We start from the raw sequence: 18752 nt of genomic DNA on the forward strand, positions 1-18752 counted from the left end.
ACCGGCGCTTCTCAGGCCGGTCTCATGAGGGTTGCCCGTGATTTGGTGACTATCCTCACCGATCGAGGAACGGCGGGATCACGACCTCGGCGCGCTTCTCGTCGCCGCGCACGACGACGCTCACCTCGGTGCCGGCGTCGGCGTACGTCTCGTGGAGGTAGCCGAGGCCGATCGGCTCGTCGAGCGTCGGGCTCATCGTCCCGGAGGTCAGCTTCCCGACGCGGGTGAGGTCGCCGTCGGTGACCGCGTAGCCGCCGCGGGGCACGCCGCGCTCGCGGAGGCGGACGCCGACGAACTTTTCGTCGACGCCTTCCTCCTTCTGGGCCTCCAAGGCGTCGCGACCGACGAACTCCGTGTCCAGCTTCACGACGAAGCCGATTCGGGCCTCGTAGGGCGTTCTGGGTTCGTTTTCGGGGTCGAAGTCCTGTCCGGACAGGAGAAAGCCCATCTCCGTGCGGAGCGTGTCGCGCGCGCCGAGTCCGCACGGCTGCGCCTCGCGCGGCGCGTCGACGAACGCGTCCCAGACGGACTCGGCGGCGTCGGCAGGACACATCACCTCGAAGCCGTCCTCGCCGGTGTAGCCGGTGCGTGCGACCCAGCTCTCCGCCCCCGCCACGGCCGCCGACGTCGCCTCGAACTTCGAGAGGTCGACGACGCGGTCGCGGGGCGTGGCCTCGTCGAGCGCGTCGGCCGCGTCGGGGCCCTGGACCGCGAGCATCGCCCAGTCGTCGGTGGCGTTCGCGACGGTCGCGTCGAGGTCCCACTCCTCGCGGTGGGCGGTCCAGCGGTCGTACATCTGGCCGTCGTGGCCCGCGTTCGGCACGAAGAGGTAGGCGGGGTCGCCGCTGGGCGCGTCGAGGTCGCCGTCGTGGGCGTCCTCTAGGGCCGCGAGCGACGCGGCCGCCTCGCCGGCCGTGGTCCCGTCGGGCAGCCGGTAGACGACCGTGTCGTCGAGCATCACGCCCTCCTCGTTCGTGATCGCGGCGTACTGGGAGTCGCCGGGGTCGAGCGCGCCCACGTCGTTGGTCGTGAGCCGGTTCATGAGATCGGTCGCGTCCGGGCCGGCGACCTCGATCTCGCCCATGTGCGAGACGTCGAAGACGCCGACGGACTCGCGGACTGCGGCGTGTTCGGTCTGGATCGAGTCGAACTCGACGGGCATCTGCCAGCCGCCGAAGTCGGTGAACTTGGCGCCGCGCGCGTCGTGAGATCCGTGGAGCGGAGGGAGGCGATCGGTCATATTCGCACCTCACTCGGACGCGCCTAAGCCTTTGTGGCATCGGGGGAGGGGAGCCCCGCCGTCGGATCCGGCGGTCGTCGACGACTCCGCCGGAGCGACTCGGGCGACAGCCTCAAGCGGTCGCCGGCCCCCGTATCGGGCGTGAGCAGCCGTCGCCCCGATCGCAGTCTCGTCGCGCCCGCGGTCGCGGTCCTTCTGATCGCGGTCCTGCTCGGCGCGCTCGTCGGGACGTGGCCCCCGTTCGTCGCGGTCGAGAGCGGCAGCATGGCGCCCGGCGTCGAGCGCGGTGACCTCGTCGTCGTCACGGCGACCGACCGCGCGCCGTGGGGCGACCTTTCGACCGCGGCCGACTCGGACGCCCCGACGCGCCTCGGCGAGACGGGCGACGTGGTCGTTTACACCGTGCCGGGCGTCGGGGGGAGGCCGGTGTTCCACCGGCTGGCGTTCCCGGTCGACGCCGGCGAGGACTGGACGGAGCGGGCCGACCCGGCGCTCCTCGCCGGCGACTGCGGGGAGCTGACGACCTGTCCCGCACCGTACGACGGGTACGTCACGTACGGCGACGCGAACGAGTTGTACGACCAGAGCGCCGGCATCGCGCCGGTCGTCCCCGAGGAGTGGATCGCCGGCAAGGCGCTGTTCGCGGTGCCGAACCTCGGCTGGATTCGGGTGGGGGTCGACGCGGCGGCCGCGCGGTACGGCGGCGTCGCGACCGGCGTCGTCCTCGTCGGCTTCGCGGGACTCGCGGGGGGAGTCGGTGCGCTGCTTCTGGGTTGGCTTCGGCGGGGGAGACGGCGGTGACGCAGACAGGCGATAGCGGTTATTTATAAAACCGGTGCGGTTGGCGCGCGCCTCCGAGCGGCCGCTCTCGGCGGTCGCGAGGAGCGCGTGCGAGGGAGTCAGTCGCCGGAGCGAAGCGGAGGCGACTGACGAGGCTGGGGAGGTGTGAGGTGCTGTGCGGTCGCGGTCGGGTGGGGCTCAAAGGGGCAGCCGCGAGGACGAAGCACGACGACGCAAGGACCGCAAGGAGGGAGTGCCAGCGACCGACTGAGGACCGCAGCGAGTCGCGCGAATCCTCGCGGCTGGGGCTTTGGAGGTGTTCCCCGGCGATCCCATATAAAAAATACATAAATGAGCAGCTGGGGTTTCAGAAGCGTTCACCGCGGTACCACCATTCGTTTATAAATAATCGCCGTCGACACCGTGTTTCAATCCTTATCGCGTCGAGGCCGATTCGGTGCCCGTCTCGTCGCCGTCGTTTTCGGCCACGTCGCCCTCGCCGTCGACTTCGTCTCCGTCGAGCGTCACGGAGCCGTTGGCGGCGTTCCGGAGCGCGTCCGAGCGGCCGAACTCGCCGGGCGCGATGGCGAGCGTTCGGATCCCGTAGCCGTTCGCGGTCTCGACGACCGGCTTGAAGTCCGTGTCGCGGGAGGCGATCGCGAGGGTGTCCATCCGGCCCTCGGCCGCGAACCGAGCGGCGTCGACCGCGAGCTTCACGTCGACGTCGCCGCTCGTGATCACGACCTCGAAGCCGCGTGCCTCCGCGGCCTGAATCAGCCCCGGCGTCGCGTGCTCGTCGAGGTAGAGCCGGGTCGTTACGAGTGGTCCCTCGGCCTCACCGGCCCGCCGCACGTCGTCGAGGTCGACGTCGAACTCCTCGCGCAACACGTTCGGCCCGTCGACGAACAGCGCCACGCCGCCGGTGTCCGCGTCCGTCACGCCGTCTGCGTCCGTCACGTCGTCAGCGGCGGTCTCGCCGCCGGCGTTCGTCTCGTTCTCCGGCCCGTCGCCTCGGTCCATGACTGGCCTTCGCCGTCGCCGGAAATAGGTATGGTGATTCCGCTGAACGACAATCCTCGACTCGGTCCCGATCGCTTCGGAACTTCAAGACCTTATATCCGTATTACGACTTCGGTCACGACCGTAGTGAATATACGGAGATTTGAAGTAGGATGTCCAGCTATACGGAGATAAGATGTCACAATCGAACGCGTACACCGTCATTTCCGCACAGAACGATCACGAATGTACCACGGTACGTGCCCATCCGCGCAACGAGACGTTCCACGTCGTCGAGTACGCCGACGAGGACGCCCGCGAGCGCGTCGCGGACCTGCCGGTGGGCTCGGTCGTGAAGATGGAGCTGTCGCGCGCCGGCCGCCGCAGCAACGTCTGGCGCGCCGAGTCGGTCCGGACCGCACAGACCGACGGTGGAGTGAGCGGGGAGTAAACCGAGTGGCTCTGAACACGGAATTTCGGATTTATTGCTATCCTCTGTAATAAGTGATCGACTGCGCTGTGGAACTCGCCTCCAAAATCCCGGTCTCTCGGCTTTAAATCGTTGCCAACGGATCGCCGGTGAACACCTCCAAAGCCCCAGCCGCGAGGACGGCGCACACTCGTTGCGCTCCTCGCTCGCGCTGCTCGCTGCGGTGCTTACGTCGTCTGCGCCGTCCTCGCAACTGCCCCTTTGAGTCCCGCCCAGCACGGCAGCCTCACGCCTCCCCAGCCTCGCCGCTCGCTCCCTCCGGTCGCTCGCGGCGTCCCTCGCACGCGCTCCTCGCGGCCGCCGAGGGCGGCCGCTCGGAGGCGCGCGCCACAGCATAACTAAAATCCGCAAAAGGGGCGCCCGGCTCGCTTATAAGTCTCGGGTGAGCCGCGGGTTCGTCACCGCGCCGTCGGCTGCGGAGGCGAAGTCGCGGCCGTACTTCGCGAGGATGCCGCCCTCGTAGGGCGGTTCGGGCGCGTCCCACGCCTCGCGGCGCTCGTCAAGTTCCTCGTCGGAGAGGTCGACCGTCAGGTCACGCTCGGGGATGTCGACGGTGATGTAATCGCCGTCCTCGATGAGGCCGATCGGGCCGCCCGCGGCGGCCTCGGGCGCCACGTGGCCGATCATCGGGCCGCGGGTGCCGCCCGAGAACCGGCCGTCGGTGAGCAGCGCCACGTCGTCCTCGTGGCCCGCGCCGACGACGGCCGCGGTGACGCCGAGCATCTCGCGCATCCCCGGACCGCCGCGGGGCCCCTCGTTGCGGATGACGATCACGTCGCCGGACTCGATCTCTCCGGATTGGACATACTCCATCGCGTCCTCCTCATTTTCGAACACGCGGGCGGGCCCCTCGTGGTAGAACTCGTCGTCGCCGGTCACCTTCAGCACCGAGCCGTCCGGCGCGAGGTTGCCGTCGAGGATCTTGATGGCGCCCTCCTCTTCCTTCGGCTCATCGATGGTGTAGAGGAAGTCGGCCTCGATCTCGTTGTCGTCGGGGAGGTCGCCCTGCGCCTCCAGCTCCGCGATCTCCTCGGCGAGCGTCCGACCCGTGACGGTCATCGCATCGCCGTGGAGCAGGTCGGCCTCCAGCAGGCGCCGGAGCACGACCGGCACGCCGCCGACCTCGTGGAGGTCGTTCATCACGCGGCTCCCGCCGGGCTGGAGGTCCGCGATCTTCGGCGTGCGCCGCGAGATCTCGTCGAAGTCCTCGATCGAGAGGTCGACGTCGGCCTCGGCCGCGAGCGCGAGCAGGTGGAGCACCGCGTTCGTCGAGCCGCCCATCGCGGTCTGGGCCGCGATCGCGTTCTCGAACGACTCCCGCGTGAGGATGTCGGAGGGGCGGCGGTCGTTCTCGATGCAGTCCATCGCGAGCTCGCCGGCGCGCTCGGCGACCGCGTAGCGCTCCTCGTCCTCGGCGGGCGGGGAGGCCGACCCGAGCGGCGCCAGCCCGAGCGCCTCCGAGAGCGACGCCATCGTGTTCGCGGTGAACATTCCGCCACAGGAGCCCGCGCCGGGGCAGGCGTTGCGCTCCAGGTCGTCGAGCTCGTCGGCGTCCATGTCGCCCTGTGCGTACGTCCCGACGCCCTCGAACACCTGGACGATCGTCACGTCGCGCCCGTCGTGTTGCCCGGGCATGATCGAGCCGCCGTAGAGGAAGACGCTGGGGAGGTCCGTCCGGATCGCGGCCATCATCATCCCGGGAAGGTTCTTGTCGCAGCCCGCGACGGTCACGAGGGCGTCCATGCGCTCGCCGAAGGAGACGAGCTCGACGGAGTCCGCGATGACCTCTCGCGAGATGAGGCTCGCCTTCATCCCCTCGGTCCCCATCGAGATGGCGTCGGAGATAGTGATCGTCCCGAACTCGATCGGCATCCCGCCCGCGGCGTCGATCCCGTCGAGCGCGGCGTCCGCCACGTCGTCGAGGTGAACGTTACACGGCGTGATGTCGGCCGCCGGGTTCGGCACGCCGATGATCGGCGAGGAGAGGTCCTCGTCGTCGAACCCCATCGCGCGGAACATCGCGCGGTGCGGCGCCTTGTCCGGCCCCTCCGTCACGTCTCTGCTCCGCAGGCTCTCGTCTTTCCCGCCGGCGAATCTACCCACGTCCTCCCGGCGACGCCGCCGCTCGTCGTCGTCGGATTTCGGCTGCTGTTCGCTCATACCCGACCCTGTCGCTCGGGGGTCTTAAACGGCCGCGTCGGGGCGAGGGTTGCTCGGTGGGGCGAACAGGTTCGGGGCGGGGTTACCACTCGCCTGTAAAGTCTATGTCGACACCGCAGGCGTCGGCAAAATTGCGGAGATGCCGTTTCTTGTCTCGCTTATTTAACGATGTGTAGACGTAGTAGTCGTCACCGACCTGGCGGTACGTTCGCATCTCGTCGCCGTTCGGGTGGTTCGGCTCGTCGTTCAGCATCGCAATTTTCTGTCCGGGAACGTACGGAAGCGGCGCGTACGCTTCGATCAGACTGTGATTTTCGATGAGGTAATCCACGGCCTCCTCCATAACGTCTGACTGGCTCTCACCGCTGACGAACGTTGACCCAGCTTCGGTGATGAGTTCCACGACGTACGATCCAGATGCGTCCGAAGGTCCGGTGGTTTTCGTGGGGGTCGACGACTGGGCATGATCTTCACTGTCCACCCGACTGTCATTCTGATCTCGTTCCAATTCCGCGATCAAATCGTCGACGAGCGTCTTTGAGAGCGACTCGGCCGGTTGGGAGACAACTTCGCCGACTCGATCGACGACCGTTTCACGGATCGAATCCGCGATGTCGTCTTTCTCTTCGGACAGCGTCGAAATCGCTTGCCGTCGACGCTCCACCCGCTGATAAATCTCCGTCGAGGCACCCGACTGAATCGAATCCTTCGAGAGCGCGGCGAGCATCCAGTCGTTCGCGGTGAGGTCGGCGAGGGCAGATTCTCCGAGGTGTTCCACGTCGGGGGTAGCGCCATCTTTTTTAAGCCGGAACACGGCGAACGTCTTTCCGTTCGTGAGTAGCCCCCAGTCCACCCACTCTTGTCGCATGTAGCTCCGTAGTTGGTCGGCGTACGCGTCGGTGATCGGCGTGTCACAGCCTTTCGCTTCGACGAACAGAGCCGGAGAACCGTCGGCGAACAGCGCGTAGTCGACCTTCTTTTTTGAAGACCCCATCTGGACCGAGTATTCCATTTCGACTTCCGTGGAGTAGAAGTCCCATCCAAGAACATCTCTTATAAATGGATCAATCAACCGAGAACGCGTGTTCTGCTCGTCCATTTGCGGAGACGACTCGACGAGCGACAGGGAGCGTTCGACGTAGTCCGACACCGTCTCCTCGTCCATCTTTTCGAAATCTCTGGTGCGCACCCTCTTAAAAGTGAAACGTTGCTAACCGTTCAGGTGACAGCGTAGGATTACAGTCACGAAACCACTTCCATGTCTTCCGTTTCTATCTCTTCCAAGCGTTCCTCGCCGTACTGACCGTCTGCGTTTTTGTGGTGTCGGTGGAGTCGGTATGCGGCTCGGAGTCGTTCTTCGTCATCGGTGATTGTCCAGAACGACCCCTTGTGACGGACGAGGTCACGCTCTTTCAATCGGGAAAGGATCGCACTAACGGCGTCCGTCTCCAGATCGAGTCGTTCGGCGATCGTCGCCGCCTTCCACGCGCGATCGTCGCTTTCGTCAAGGAACAGTACGATCCGTTCCGTACTATTCTGTGTTTCGTCCATAGAGAGATTCAGACCCGCGCCTTCAGTTCCACCCGGTAGCCGAACGGGTCGCGGACGTACACCGCGCCGGCCTCGCCGGTCGCGCCGAGCGGCGAGTCGAGCGTCTTCTCGACCTCGACGCCGGCCTCGGCCAGCTCGGCCTCAATCTCGTCGACCGACTCCTCGACGACGACCGCGACGTGGTCGTAGTTCGTCTTCGTCGGCCGCTCGAACTCGTCGGTCGGCCAGAGATGGATCACGGCGGTCGCCGAGAGCCGCACGTCGAAGAACGGCTTCTCGTCGGCCGCGTACAGCGCGTCCTCGATGCCGAACCCGAGCCGCTCGCCGTAGAACTCGCGGGCGTCGTCGGCACCGTCCTCGGGGATCCGGAGGTTGACGTGGTCGATGTGTCGCGCGTTCACGCTCGTCATTTCGGCGTCCAGCCGCAAAAGCCGTTGGGGCGGAACGGCGCCCGTCCCCGAACGCCCGGCAGCGTGCCGACCGGCGTCGGCGCGGTCTCGCGGGGCACAAACGGCCGCGGAGTATTTATTCATAGAAGTGTAAATACTATACATGGCTACTCTCGAAACCCTCGCGACCGCGCCCCTGATGGGCGGGATGGCAGGTTCGGGGATGGCAGGTTCGGGGATGGCAGGTTCGGGGATGGCTGGCGGAGTAGGCGGCGCGACGTTCCTCGTTCCGCTCCTCGCGCTGCTCACCGTCGGAGCGTTGCTCGCCGCGGGCGTCGTCGGAATACGGGCCCTCACGGCGGAGACCGGCGACGGTCCGGCCCGGGCCCGGAGCGACGAAACCCCGGTCGAGCGCCTCCAGCGGCGCTACGCGGACGGCGAACTCACGGAGGGAGAGTTCGAGCGAGCGCTGGAACGCGAACTGGAGCGTGAAGGGACTGACGGGCCCGGCACGGGACCGGGCGCCGGATCGGATCTGACCGGGGATGCGGAGCGAACGCGGTAGGCCTGTGAGTCCGCTCAGGCGAACGCCCGCAGGATCCCCGCGCCGTCGGTGCTGCGGCCGAGGTCCGGGAGCGTGGCGCGCTCGGGGTGCGGCATCAGCACGGCGACCGTCTCGCGCTCGCCCAGGACGCCGGCGACGTTGTCCGTCGAGCCGTTCGGATTGGCGCCCTCCGTGACGTTCCCGTCGGCGTCGCAGTAGCGGAAGAGCACGCGGTCGTCGGCAACGAGGTCGGCGTGGGCGTCCTCGCTTATCTCGAAGCGACCCTCACCGTGCGCGATGGGGACCTCGATGACGTCGCCCTCGTCGTAGGCGGCGGTCCAAGGCGTGTCCGCGCGCTCGACGCGCAGGTGGACCGGCTCGCACTGGAAGCGCGCGGAAGCGTTCGTGGTGAACGCGCCGGGCGTGAGTCCGGACTCCGAGCCGATCTGCGCGCCGTTACAGATGCCGATTACGGGGACGCCGTCGTCGGCCGCCGCGCGGACCTCCTCCATGATCGGCGCCCGGGCGGCCATCGCGCCGGCGCGGAGGTAGTCGCCGTAGGAGAAGCCGCCGGGAAGGACGATTCCGTCGGCATCGGCGGGGAGGCCGTCCTCGTGCCAGACGCGCTCGGCGTCCACGCCGAGGTGGTCGAGGGCGCGGACGGCGTCGCGGTCGCAGTTCGAGCCGCCGAACTGGACGACTGAAACGGTCATCGCTCCGCGACCGCGACGTCGTAGTCGTGGATCGTGGGGTTCGCGAGCAGCCGCTCGGCCATCTCGTCGGCGCGCGCGGCCGCCTCGTCGGCGTCGGCGGCGTCGAGGTCGACCTCGAACCGGTCCGCCGAGCGGAGGTCGGACAGCTCGAACCCGAGCCGTTCGAGGGCCTGCTGGGTCGTCTCGGCCTCCGGGTCGAGGACGCCCCGCTTCAGCCGGACCGTCACCGTCGCCGTGTACGCGGTCATACCCGTTGGTGCGGAGTCGTGTGTAAAAACCGTTTTGGAACGCCGTTTATGGGCACGTTCGTGGATACAGATCGGTCGTTCCTGCGGGAGGCAGGGACCGCGCGGAACGAAAGGGGCAAACCCCTCCGCCTGTTGGGAAGGGTGTATGCAGCCGCTCGAACCCGCGGAGGTGATCGTCGCATGACCCGCGAACTGACCGAGATCACGGTCGTCGGAGGAGACAAGACCGGACTCATCGCGCGGGTCACCTCCCTGCTGTTCGAGCGGGGAATCAACATCGAGGACTTAGATCAGGCGGTCCGCGAGGGCGTCTTCCGGATGACGACCCGCGTCGACGCCTCGGAGATGGAGACCTCCCGCGGCGAGCTCCGCCGCGCGCTCGCCGAGCTCGGCCGCGAGCTCGACGTCGACATCCAGGTCCGCTTCCCGAGCGACCGCGACGCGCGACGCGTCGCGCTGCTCGTCACGAAGGAGACGCACGCGCCCGAGGCCCTGCTGGAGGCCGAGGCCAACGGCGAGCTGGCCGACGACGGCGCCGAAGCGGAGATTCCAGTCGTCATCGGTAACCGCGGCGACCTCCGATCGCTCGCGGAGCGCTACGACAAGCCGTTCTACGACGTGGGCGACGGCAACGGCAACACCGACGAGGGGCGCCTGCTCGACCTCTTGGCCGAGTACGACGTGGACCTCATCGCGCTGGCCCGCTACATGCGCATCCTCTCGCCGGAGGTCGTCTTCCGATACGAGGGCCGGATCATCAACGTCCACCCCTCGCTGCTGCCGGCGTTCCCCGGCGCGGAGGCGTACCGGCAGGCGAAGGACGCCGGCGTCCGCATCGCGGGCGTCACCGCCCACTACGTCACGACCGATCTCGACCAGGGCCCGGTCATCGCCCAGCGCGCCTTCGACGTGCCGCCGGGCGCCGACGTCGACGAGATCAAGCGCCGCGGGCAGCCCCTCGAAGCCGAGGTGCTGCTCGACGCGGTCCGGCTCCACCTCGCGGACGCCATCGCAGTCCACCGCGGCACCGTCCACGTCCGCGAGGACGCCGACATCGACGCCCAGTTCGGGCTGAGTGACGCCGCCGTCGACGCGAACCCCGACGAGCCCGTCGACGGCGAGCCGCTCGGCCGGTCACCCGTGTCGCCGTCGGACGACTGAGCGGCCGCGAGCGAGTCGGTCGGCTCGGCCAACTCGCCCAACTCGTCCAACTCGGCCGACTCGGCCACTCTAGCGGTCACTTTTAAGCGGACGCGACCGCAACTGTCAACGATGATCGGCCGTCGCCCGCGGACGGATTTCCTCGCCGACACCGCCGCGGTCGTCCGCAGCGACGAGCGGTTGGTCCTGCTGTTCCTGCTGTTGCTGTCGCTCGCGGCGCTGGTCGTCTTCCTCCACTACACAACGCTGATCTTGGACGGGCTTCCCGACCCGATCCCGACCCAGCCGCTCAGGCCGTAATCCGCCGTCTCAGTCCGGTCAGCGGTCCGCGGGCGGTTCGGCATCGCGGTCACCGACGCCGCGGTCACCGGCCTCTTCGCTCCCGGCGCTCCGCGGCGTCTCGCCGATCTCCTCCATCACGCGGGCGTGGAACTCGCGGAGGACGGCCGACTCGTCGTCGGCGATGACGGTATCGGAGTCGACGAGCGTCGCCAGCCCGAACGCGAGCGGACTCGGCGAGTCGACGACGCGGTGTTCCACCGTCAGGTCGCCGGTCGCGATCCGCCCGACCGCCTCGCGGATCCCGTCGACGTCCAGCCGGTCCTCCAGCAGCTCGCGGTACGTCTCCTCTAACACCGCGAACTCCTCCAGATCCGCCGCGAACGACAGCAGCATCTCGGCGGAGACCTGCTGTTCGGCGGCCGACTTCTCGTACCCCTTGTACCGCTTTAATATGAGGAGCGCGCGCCCGGCGTTGATCCGGAAGTAGCGCTGGAGCAGGTCCGTCCCCTGAACGGCCTCGCGGAGGTCCTCGCGGACGGTCTCCGGGTCGAGGTCAGCTAGAATTCCCGCCACGTCGACCTTGCGGTTCAAGGGGAGCGCCAGCGAGAACCCGCGGTCCGCGACCGCGACCGCGACGTTCGCGTCGGTGCGGTTCGCGACCGCGGCCGCGACGAGCCGCGAGAGGCCGTCGTTGAACCGGCGGCCGTAGATCGAGTGGACGTAGAAGCGACGCTTGTACTCGTTGCGGTCGAGTTCCTCCTCGACGACGATGCGGTCGGGCGTCGAGACCGAGTCCGGGCCCGCGTACCGGACCTGCTCGTCGTACATGCGGGCGAGCGCGCGGACCGCGTTCTCGTCGAGGGGGAACTCTCGGAGCCACGCGCGCACCGCGGCCGGCCCCGCGTTCGGACCGTCACCGGCCAGCCGGTCGAGGAGTTCCGCCTGAAACGCGAGCACCTCGCGAGCGAGGTCCGCGGACAGCGGGAGGCGCTCGGCGAACCACGAAGGGACGGTCGGGCGCTCGCTCGTCCGGTCGACGTACACCTTCGAGCCGCGTCGGTAGCGGAACGCGAACCGCTCGCCGCCCAGGGCGAACACGTCGCCCGAGTCCAGCGTGTCGAGGTACGACTCGTCGAGGGTACCCACCCACTCGTCGTCGCGCGTGAACACGTCGCAGGTGAACGAGTCCGGGATGGTCCCCACGTTCGTCATGTAGATGACCCGCGCGAGCCGCCCGCGCTTCCCGACGAGCGTCTCGCCGACCGGGAACTCGGGGTAGTGGTGCTCGCCGTCAGGCGGGTCGTTGGCGTCGCGCCACACCTTCGGGTAGACGTTCTTCGCCTCTAGTCCGTCGTAGTCGCCGGTGAGGTACCGGAACAGCCGCTCGTAGGCGGCGTCGTCGAAGCCGCGGTACGGGTGCGCCCGGCGCAGTACCTCCCGAATCTCGCGGTCGGGCCGGATCCGGTTTATCGCCATCCCGTAGACATGCTGGGCGGCGACGTCGTAGGCGCCCTCGGGCGGGAACACGCGGTCGACGAACCCGTCCTCGGCGCGGGCGAGCAGCGTCGCGCACTCGATCAGCTCGTCGCGGTCGAGCGCGAACACGCGCCCCTCGACCGTCTCGCCCGGGCTGTGGCCCGCGCGCCCGACGCGCTGGAGCAGGGCGGCGACCGACTTCGGCGAGCCCACTTGGACCACCAGGTCGAGGTGGGGCATGTCGATGCCGAGCTCCAGGCTCGTGGAGGTCGTGACCACGTCGAGCTCGCCCGACTTCAGCCCCTCCTCGACGCGCGTCCGTTGGGCCTCGCCGAGGCTCCCGTGGTGACACCCGGAGTCCGACTCGTCGTAGTCGAACCGCTGGCGGAGCTCTTGGAGCGTGCGCTCGGCGCCCGACCGGGAGTTCGTGAACACCAGCGTGTTCTCGTGAGACTCGATCAGCTCGCGGAGCGACTCGTAGAAGCGATCGGTCACCGCCGACCGCGGCGTGTGGATCAGGTCGGCCGCGGGCGTCCGGAGTTCGAGGTCGAACTCGCGCGCGAACCGCGCGTCGACCACCTCGCAGGCGCGCGTCTCGAACCCGTCAACCTCACCGATCTCGCCGGCGACGCGCTCGCGCCCGACGAGGAACGAGGCGATCCCGTCGAGCGGTTCGACGGTGGCCGAGCAGCCGATCCGGGTGATCTCGGTCTCTCCTTCCCGCTCACCGTTCCGCGCCAACTCGGTCAGGCGCTCCAGCGACACGGAGAGGTGCGTCCCGCGCTTGTTCGCGGCCAGCGAGTGGATCTCGTCGACGATCACGTACTCGACGGTGCGGAGTTTCTCCTTGAACTTCGGCGAGTTGAGCAGGATCGCCAGCGTCTCCGGCGTGGTGTTGAGCACGTGCGGCGTCTCCGAGAGCATCGCCTGTCGGTCCGCCTTCGAGGTGTCGCCGTGGCGGATCGCCTGTCTGACGCTGGGGTCGTAGGCGTCATCGGGGTTGTCGGAGTCTCCCGTCGCGTCGCCGTCGCCCACCTCCGCCGCGGCCACCGCTTCGCCGATACCATTTAAAGGAGCCTCCAAGTTGCGCTCGATGTCGTTCGCGAGCGACTTCAGCGGCGAGACGTACAGGCAGTAGACGGAGTTGTCCAGCTCCCCGGCGCGGTCGCGCGCGAAGAGGTCGTCGAGGACCGCGAGGAAGGAGGCCAGCGTCTTCCCGCTGCCCGTCGGCGCGGCGACGAGGCAGTTCTCCCCGTCGTCGACGTGCGGGATCGCCTCGCGCTGCGGCGGGGTGAAGAAGCCGCCGTTCTCGCCGACGTACCCGCCGAACCGCTCGACCCACCAGCGACGGACCGGCGGCGAGAGTCGCGCGAGGACGTCGGCGTCGGCGATCGGGACCGTCTCCGGGTCGAAGTCGGGGTCCGCGATCGCGCCGCGCTCGACCGCGTCGCGGAGGAGGGCCCGGGCGGCGGCCTCGTCGCCGCGATCCGTGGTCTCGCTCACGGCGATCACGAGGGCTCGGGAAGGGAAATCGGTTGCGTCGGCTCCGCGGAAATTCGCGCAACCGACCCGTTTATCCGGCGGCCATCCGTGGCGCAACACGTATGAGCGGCACCTCGCCGGAGCCCGACCGACGGATCGACCGGAACCTGTTCGTCACCGTCTCCGGCCCGCCGGGCTGCGGGGCCACGACGCTCGTCGAGGGGATCGCCGAGGCGCTCGACTGCGGCTACGTCTCCGGCGGCGAACTGTTCCGCGAGATCGCCGCCGAGCGGGACATGAGCCTCTCGCAGCTGATCGCCGAGACCGGCGAATCCGAGGAGATCGACCGCGCGCTCGACCGCCGGCTTCGCCGCATCGCCGAGAAGTGGGGCGCCGCGAACAAGGCGTTCGTGCTGGAGTCGCGGCTCGCGGGCTGGATCGCCGGCAACCGCGCCGACATCCGGATCTGGCTCGACGCACCCGACGAGGTCCGCGCGGACCGCACGGCCGGCCGCGAGGAGATGACCTCGGAGATGCAGGTCCGCGAGGTCATCGAGGAGCAGCGATACAAGTCCTACTACGGCGTCGACCTGTCGGACCGCTCCATCTACGACCTCGTCATCAACACGGGCCGGTGGGACGCCGCGGCGACGCTCGATCTCGCGCTCACCGGAATCGAGCGCTATGACGTCGAGGCCGACGAGGGCGCGTTCGACACGCCCGACTTCGATATCTGACCGACGCGTTCGCGGCGGTGCCGTCGGCTTATATTCCTTCCACGCGCCGGAGCGCGCTCCGAACGTCGCCCGGCGTCGCGTACGGCCCGCCGCTCACCCGGTGGTCCGGCAGCAGGACGGGGATCGGGTTGTCGTCGAGCGCGCCGGTCACGGTATCTAAGTCGTCAGGGTCGTCGGGGTCGAACCCGCCGAGCCGCGCCAGTCGGCTCACGGAGATCTCCTCGCCGTACGGGACGCTCCGGAGCGCCTCCAACACCTCTCGCTGATCCGTCGGCACGGTGAGGCCGAGCGCCACCTCGGCGAACTCGTCGCGCTCGCCGCCGAGGTACGCGCCGATCCGGTCCAACAGGTCGTGTTCGCCGTCGGCGTCCCCGGGCGGTTCGTCGGGGAACGACACCGAGATGACGCGGCCCCCCGCGAAACCTATCTGGACTGTCCGGTCGATCGCGTCGAACTCGCGGGCGAAAACGCCGGACGTGCCCGATACACTCATACCCTTCATTGGTAGGGTTGATCACTTAAAATGTCTCCCGCAAGACCGGTTCGCGCCGCCGGCCGGGAGCCGAGTGGGTCGGTCCGGTCCCCCCGCAAGCCTTATGAACAGATACGTACATTAGTGTATAGTAATGGACGATCCAGACGAGCTGGCGCCGGCGGTCAGATCGATCCTGGTCGCCGCACGGGACCGCGCTGACGCGGCCGCGGGGGCCGGAGAGGCCGTCTCGGTCTCCCCCCGCGACCTCTCGGCCGCGTTCGACCGGGCCGAGGCCGACGGGCGCGTTCCGGTGATCGCCGAGGTGAAGCCGACGAGCCCGACGACCGAGGGCAGCCGCGAGGACGACCCGGTCGCGCTCGCGGAGGGGATGGTCGCCGGCGGGGCGGCCGCGCTGAGCGTGCTCACCGAGCCGGAGCACTTCGGCGGGAGCGTTGACACGCTCGAACGCGTGCGCGAGGCAGTCGACGTGCCGGTCCTCCGAAAGGACTTCGTCGTCGACGAGGCCCAACTGGACGCCGTCGAGAGCGACGTCGTCCTCCTGATTGCCCGGTTCGTCGGCGACGACCTCCCGGACCTGCTCGCGGCCGCCCGCGACCGCGGCTTTCAGGTCCTCGTGGAGGTCCACGACCGCGAGGAGCTGGAGTGCGCGCTCGACGCGGGCGCGACGACTATCGGTGTGAACAACCGCGATCTGGCCGAACTTGTCGTCGACCTCGGAACCTTCGAGTCCGTGGCGCCCCGCGTCCCCGACGACGTGACGCTGATCGCCGAGAGCGGCATCGGCTCGCCCGCGGACGTCCGCCGGATGCGGGCGGCGGGCGCCGACGCCCTGCTCGTCGGCAGCGCCATCATGGACGGCGACGTGGAGGCGAACACGCGCGAACTGGTGCGGGCGGAGACGGACGAAGACGCGGACCCGACACTCGACGACACGACTGACACCACGGAGACACCCACATGAGCGAGACCGAATCATCGACGAGCGAGGTTGGAGAGCTTTCACGACGCCCCGGCCGCGAGCGCGGCCGCGACGACGGGAAGTTCGGCCGCTACGGCGGCCAGTACGTCCCGGAGGCGCTGATGCCTGCGATCGAAGAGCTGACCGACGCCTACGAGCGCTACGTCCTCGACAACGAGGACGGGTTCATGGACGAGTTCCGGGAGCGCCTCGCGGACTTCGGCGGGCGACCGACGCCCCTCCAGCGCGCCGACCGACTCTCGGAGCGCTACGACACGGACGTGTTCCTCAAACGCGAGGACCTCCTCCACGGCGGCGCGCACAAGCTGAACAACGCGCTCGGGCAGGTCCTGCTGGCGAAGTACATGGGCAAGGAGCGCATCATCGCGGAGACCGGGGCCGGCCAGCACGGCACCGCGACGGCGATGGCGGCCGCGCACCTCGATATGCCCTGTACGATCTACATGGGCGAGCGCGACATCAACCGCCAGCGCCCCAACGTGTTCCGGATGAAGCTCAACGGCTCTGAGGTGAAGCCGGTGACGACGGGCCGCGGCACGCTGAAGGAGGCCATCTCCGAGACGATGCGCGACTGGGCGGCGACCGTTGAGGACACCCACTACGTGATAGGGTCGATCGTCGGTCCGCACCCGTTCCCAGTGATGGTCCGCGACTTCCAGGCGGTCATCTCCGAGGAGGCCCGCGAGCAGGCGATCGAGAAGACGGGTGGGCTCCCGACCGATGTCGTCGCCTGCGCGGGCGGCGGGTCGAACACGATGGGGACGTTCGCGGACTTCGTCGACGACGAGTCGGTCGCGCTCCACGCGGTCGAGGCCGGCGGCTCCACGCTCGAAGTCGACGAGGAGGCGGGCGTTGCGCCCAACTCCGCGTCGCTGTACGCCGGCGAGGAGGGCGTCCTCCACGGCGCGCGGACGAAGCTCCTCCAGGACTCGGACGGCCAGATCATGGAGAGCCACTCGGTGTCCTCCGGGCTCGACTACGCCGGCGTCGGGCCGGAGCTCGCGTACCTCGTCGACGAGGGGCGCGTGAGCCCGGTCGCCGTCGACGACGACGCCGCGCTGGAGGGGTTCCACCGGCTCTCGAACACCGAGGGGATCATCCCCGCGCTGGAGACGGCCCACGCGTTTGGCTTCCTCGAAGAACACCACGAGGAACTGGGCGAGCGCGTCGTCGTGAACGTCTCCGGGCGCGGCGACAAGGACCTCGACGCAGCCATCGAGGAAACCGATCAGCGTGACCTCCCGAACGCGCCCGACATGTCGATGTTCACGGAGGGGATCTGAATGGCGGAGACGGGCAACTCCGAGGCCATCGCCGCCGCCTTCGCGGACGGCCCCGCCTACGTCCCATACCTCGTCGTCGGCGACCCGGACTACGAGTCGTCGAAGGCGTACGTCGAGGCGCTCGACCGCGGCGGCGCCGACGTGATCGAGCTCGGCCTCCCCTTCTCCGAGCCGATCGCGGAGGGGTCGACGATCCAGGAGGCGCTCGTCCGCTCGCTCGACGCTGGGATGACCCCGGAGCGGTTCTTCGCGTTCGCGGAGGAGTTGGACGTCGACGCCGCGCTCGTCTGTATGACGTACTACAACCTCATCTACCAATATGGCGACGAGACCGGCCCCCGTCCCTTCGTCGAGCGCGCCGCCGCGGCCGGCATCGAGGGCCTCGTCGTCCCGGACCTGCCGGCCGAGGAGGCGGACCCGCTGCGCGAGGCGTGCGACGAGTTCGGGCTCGACCTCGTCTTCATCGTCGCGCCGACGACGCGCGCGGACCGCCTCGACCGCCTCATGGACCGCGTGTCGGGGTACGTGTACGTTCAGGCACGGCTCGGGACCACCGGCGCCCGCGACGACGTCTCCGACCAGACCACGGAGAGCCTCGACCGACTCCGGGAGTACGACGTGCCGAAGGCGGTCGGATTCGGCATCTCGACCGGCGACCACGCCGAGCGCATCGTCGCGGGCGGCGCCGACGGGATCATCGTCGGCTCGGCGCTCGTCGACGTGGTCGCCGAGGGCGTCACCGAGGACCTGTCGACCGCTGAGGTCGCTGACCGACTGGAGGCGCTCTCCCGCGAACTGAAGGACGGCGCGGAGCGCGGCTACCGCTCGCGGGCCGGGACGGTCGAGTCCGCCTGAGCCGAAACGAACCAATACGTCCCCGAACGAAACCCACTTACCTCCGATTGCCACACTCTCACACAACGACCCACCCCACAATGACAGCAGGACTCTCGGCACGACTCGACCGCATCTCCACGAACGACCGATACCTCATCGTCCCGATGGACCACGGGATCACGATGGGCGCCGTCGAGGGGCTCGTCGACATCGAGTCGACGATCGACGGCGTCACGAGCGGCGGCGCGGACGCGGTGCTCACCCAGCGCGGGATCGCGCCCCGCGTCCACGAGAACAAGAACGACGCGGGCTACATCGTCCACCTCAACGGATCGACGACGATCGGCCCCGACGAGAGCGACAAGCGCGTCACCGGCACCGCCGAGGACGCGGTCCGCGCCGGCGCCGACGCCGTCTCCTTCCACATCAACGTCGGCTCCGACCACGAACCGGACCAGATCGAGGAGCTGGCGGAGCTCACTGCCGACGCCGAGCGCCTGGGACTCCCCGTCCTCGCGATGGCGTACGCGCGCGGCCCGGGCGTCGACGAAACCGATCCCGAGGCCCTCGGGCACGCCGTCCGGCTCGCCGAGGAGCTCGGCGCGGACGTGGTGAAGACGGGGTACTCCGGCGACGGTGACTCCTTCGAGCGCGTGACGGAGTCGACCCGGCTTCCGGTGGTCATCGCCGGCGGCTCGAAGGGGACTGACCGCGAGACGGTGGAGATGGTGCGCGGCGCGATGGACGGCGACGCGGCCGGCGTGTCGATGGGGCGGTCGATCTTCCAGCACGACGACCCCGAGGGGATCGCCCGCGCGGTCTCTGCGGTGGTCCACGACGACGCCGCCGTCGAGGAGGCGCTGCGGGCGGGTGGGTTCATCGAGGCGTAACGGGCCGGTCGCGTT

Annotated in this window: 20 protein-coding genes; 10 read left to right on the plus strand and 10 right to left on the minus strand. The window is 68.8% G+C overall.

Annotated elements, in window-relative coordinates; genetic code table 11:
- Positions 1-55: 55 nt before the first annotated feature.
- On the minus strand, positions 56-1240 hold the full coding sequence (gene gcvT / locus ACOZ35_RS05075; RefSeq protein WP_424015358.1) for a glycine cleavage system aminomethyltransferase GcvT: 1185 nt from the start codon (positions 1238-1240) through the stop codon (positions 56-58).
- Between the two features lie 141 nt (positions 1241-1381).
- Here gcvT and ACOZ35_RS05080 point away from each other — a divergent pair, with 141 nt between their 5' ends.
- A complete protein-coding gene (locus tag ACOZ35_RS05080) occupies positions 1382-2041 on the plus strand; it encodes a S26 family signal peptidase (RefSeq protein ID WP_424015359.1) in 660 nt (219 codons plus the stop codon).
- Between the two features lie 414 nt (positions 2042-2455).
- Here the strand turns inward: ACOZ35_RS05080 and ACOZ35_RS05085 are convergent, their stop codons facing one another.
- Positions 2456-3040 (minus strand): NYN domain-containing protein, encoded by a 585-nt coding sequence (locus ACOZ35_RS05085; RefSeq protein WP_424015360.1) that lies wholly within the window; start codon positions 3038-3040, stop codon positions 2456-2458.
- 175 nt (positions 3041-3215) lie between these two features.
- Between ACOZ35_RS05085 and ACOZ35_RS05090 the strand changes: the two genes are divergently transcribed.
- Positions 3216-3470 carry a hypothetical protein gene (locus ACOZ35_RS05090; RefSeq protein WP_424015361.1) on the plus strand — a complete coding sequence of 85 codons (255 nt, stop codon included), beginning with the start codon at positions 3216-3218 and terminating at the stop codon, positions 3468-3470.
- Positions 3471-3878: 408 nt separating this feature from the next.
- Here the strand turns inward: ACOZ35_RS05090 and ilvD are convergent, their stop codons facing one another.
- From ilvD to ACOZ35_RS05110, 4 genes are all read right to left on the minus strand, one after another.
- On the minus strand, positions 3879-5669 hold the full coding sequence (gene ilvD, locus ACOZ35_RS05095) for a dihydroxy-acid dehydratase (RefSeq protein WP_424015362.1): 1791 nt from the start codon (positions 5667-5669) through the stop codon (positions 3879-3881).
- Between the two features lie 82 nt (positions 5670-5751).
- Positions 5752-6834 carry a type I restriction enzyme HsdR N-terminal domain-containing protein gene (locus ACOZ35_RS05100; protein WP_424015363.1) on the minus strand — a complete coding sequence of 361 codons (1083 nt, stop codon included), beginning with the start codon at positions 6832-6834 and terminating at the stop codon, positions 5752-5754.
- Between the two features lie 77 nt (positions 6835-6911).
- Positions 6912-7220: a MarR family transcriptional regulator gene (locus tag ACOZ35_RS05105; RefSeq protein ID WP_424015364.1), complete on the minus strand. Its 309-nt coding sequence runs from the start codon at positions 7218-7220 to the stop codon at positions 6912-6914.
- An 8-nt stretch (positions 7221-7228) separates the two neighbouring features.
- Positions 7229-7621 (minus strand): VOC family protein, encoded by a 393-nt coding sequence (locus tag ACOZ35_RS05110; RefSeq protein WP_424015365.1) that lies wholly within the window; start codon positions 7619-7621, stop codon positions 7229-7231.
- Positions 7622-7772: 151 nt separating this feature from the next.
- On the opposite strand from ACOZ35_RS05110, the gene ACOZ35_RS05115 reads away from it, so the two are divergent.
- Positions 7773-8174, plus strand: a complete 402-nt coding sequence (locus ACOZ35_RS05115; RefSeq protein WP_424015366.1) for an SHOCT domain-containing protein — start codon at positions 7773-7775, stop codon at positions 8172-8174.
- A gap of 14 nt (positions 8175-8188) precedes the next feature.
- Here ACOZ35_RS05115 and purQ read toward each other — a convergent pair whose 3' ends face one another.
- Positions 8189-8866: a phosphoribosylformylglycinamidine synthase I gene (gene purQ, locus ACOZ35_RS05120; protein ID WP_424015367.1), complete on the minus strand. Its 678-nt coding sequence runs from the start codon at positions 8864-8866 to the stop codon at positions 8189-8191.
- Complete coding sequence (gene purS, locus ACOZ35_RS05125; RefSeq protein WP_008442483.1) at positions 8863-9114, minus strand: phosphoribosylformylglycinamidine synthase subunit PurS; 252 nt, start codon at positions 9112-9114, stop codon at positions 8863-8865. The genes purQ and purS overlap by 4 nt, the downstream gene beginning before the upstream one ends.
- Positions 9115-9294: 180 nt before the next feature.
- On the opposite strand from purS, the gene ACOZ35_RS05130 reads away from it, so the two are divergent.
- Positions 9295-10275, plus strand: a complete 981-nt coding sequence (locus tag ACOZ35_RS05130; RefSeq protein WP_424015368.1) for a formyltetrahydrofolate deformylase — start codon at positions 9295-9297, stop codon at positions 10273-10275.
- Positions 10276-10386: 111 nt separating this feature from the next.
- Positions 10387-10575, plus strand: a complete 189-nt coding sequence (locus ACOZ35_RS05135; RefSeq protein ID WP_424015369.1) for a hypothetical protein — start codon at positions 10387-10389, stop codon at positions 10573-10575.
- Between the two features lie 18 nt (positions 10576-10593).
- Here ACOZ35_RS05135 and ACOZ35_RS05140 read toward each other — a convergent pair whose 3' ends face one another.
- Entirely contained in the window at positions 10594-13545 is a 2952-nt protein-coding gene (locus ACOZ35_RS05140) for an ATP-dependent helicase (protein WP_424015370.1), read from the minus strand.
- A 92-nt stretch (positions 13546-13637) separates the two neighbouring features.
- Here ACOZ35_RS05140 and cmk point away from each other — a divergent pair, with 92 nt between their 5' ends.
- Positions 13638-14252, plus strand: a complete 615-nt coding sequence (gene cmk / locus ACOZ35_RS05145; RefSeq protein ID WP_424015371.1) for a (d)CMP kinase — start codon at positions 13638-13640, stop codon at positions 14250-14252.
- A gap of 28 nt (positions 14253-14280) precedes the next feature.
- On the opposite strand, the gene ACOZ35_RS05150 is transcribed toward cmk, so the two are convergent.
- A complete protein-coding gene (locus ACOZ35_RS05150; protein ID WP_424015372.1) occupies positions 14281-14745 on the minus strand; it encodes an MGMT family protein in 465 nt (154 codons plus the stop codon).
- Between the two features lie 133 nt (positions 14746-14878).
- On the opposite strand from ACOZ35_RS05150, the gene trpC reads away from it, so the two are divergent.
- The 4 genes from trpC to ACOZ35_RS05170 all read left to right on the plus strand — a co-directional run bounded on the left by trpC (position 14879) and on the right by ACOZ35_RS05170 (position 18737).
- Positions 14879-15709 (plus strand): indole-3-glycerol phosphate synthase, encoded by an 831-nt coding sequence (trpC, locus tag ACOZ35_RS05155; RefSeq protein ID WP_424015373.1) that lies wholly within the window; start codon positions 14879-14881, stop codon positions 15707-15709.
- Complete coding sequence (gene trpB / locus ACOZ35_RS05160; RefSeq protein WP_424015374.1) at positions 15706-17010, plus strand: tryptophan synthase subunit beta; 1305 nt, start codon at positions 15706-15708, stop codon at positions 17008-17010. The genes trpC and trpB overlap by 4 nt, the downstream gene beginning before the upstream one ends.
- Positions 17011-17865 carry a tryptophan synthase subunit alpha gene (gene trpA, locus ACOZ35_RS05165; RefSeq protein ID WP_424015375.1) on the plus strand — a complete coding sequence of 285 codons (855 nt, stop codon included), beginning with the start codon at positions 17011-17013 and terminating at the stop codon, positions 17863-17865. It begins immediately after the preceding gene.
- Positions 17866-17945: 80 nt separating this feature from the next.
- Positions 17946-18737 (plus strand): 2-amino-3,7-dideoxy-D-threo-hept-6-ulosonate synthase, encoded by a 792-nt coding sequence (locus ACOZ35_RS05170; RefSeq protein WP_424015376.1) that lies wholly within the window; start codon positions 17946-17948, stop codon positions 18735-18737.
- The last annotated feature ends 15 nt before the right edge of the window (positions 18738-18752 follow it).

Source organism: Halorubrum xinjiangense, assembly GCF_049604745.1.
GTDB classification, from domain to species: domain Archaea; phylum Halobacteriota; class Halobacteria; order Halobacteriales; family Haloferacaceae; genus Halorubrum; species Halorubrum xinjiangense_A.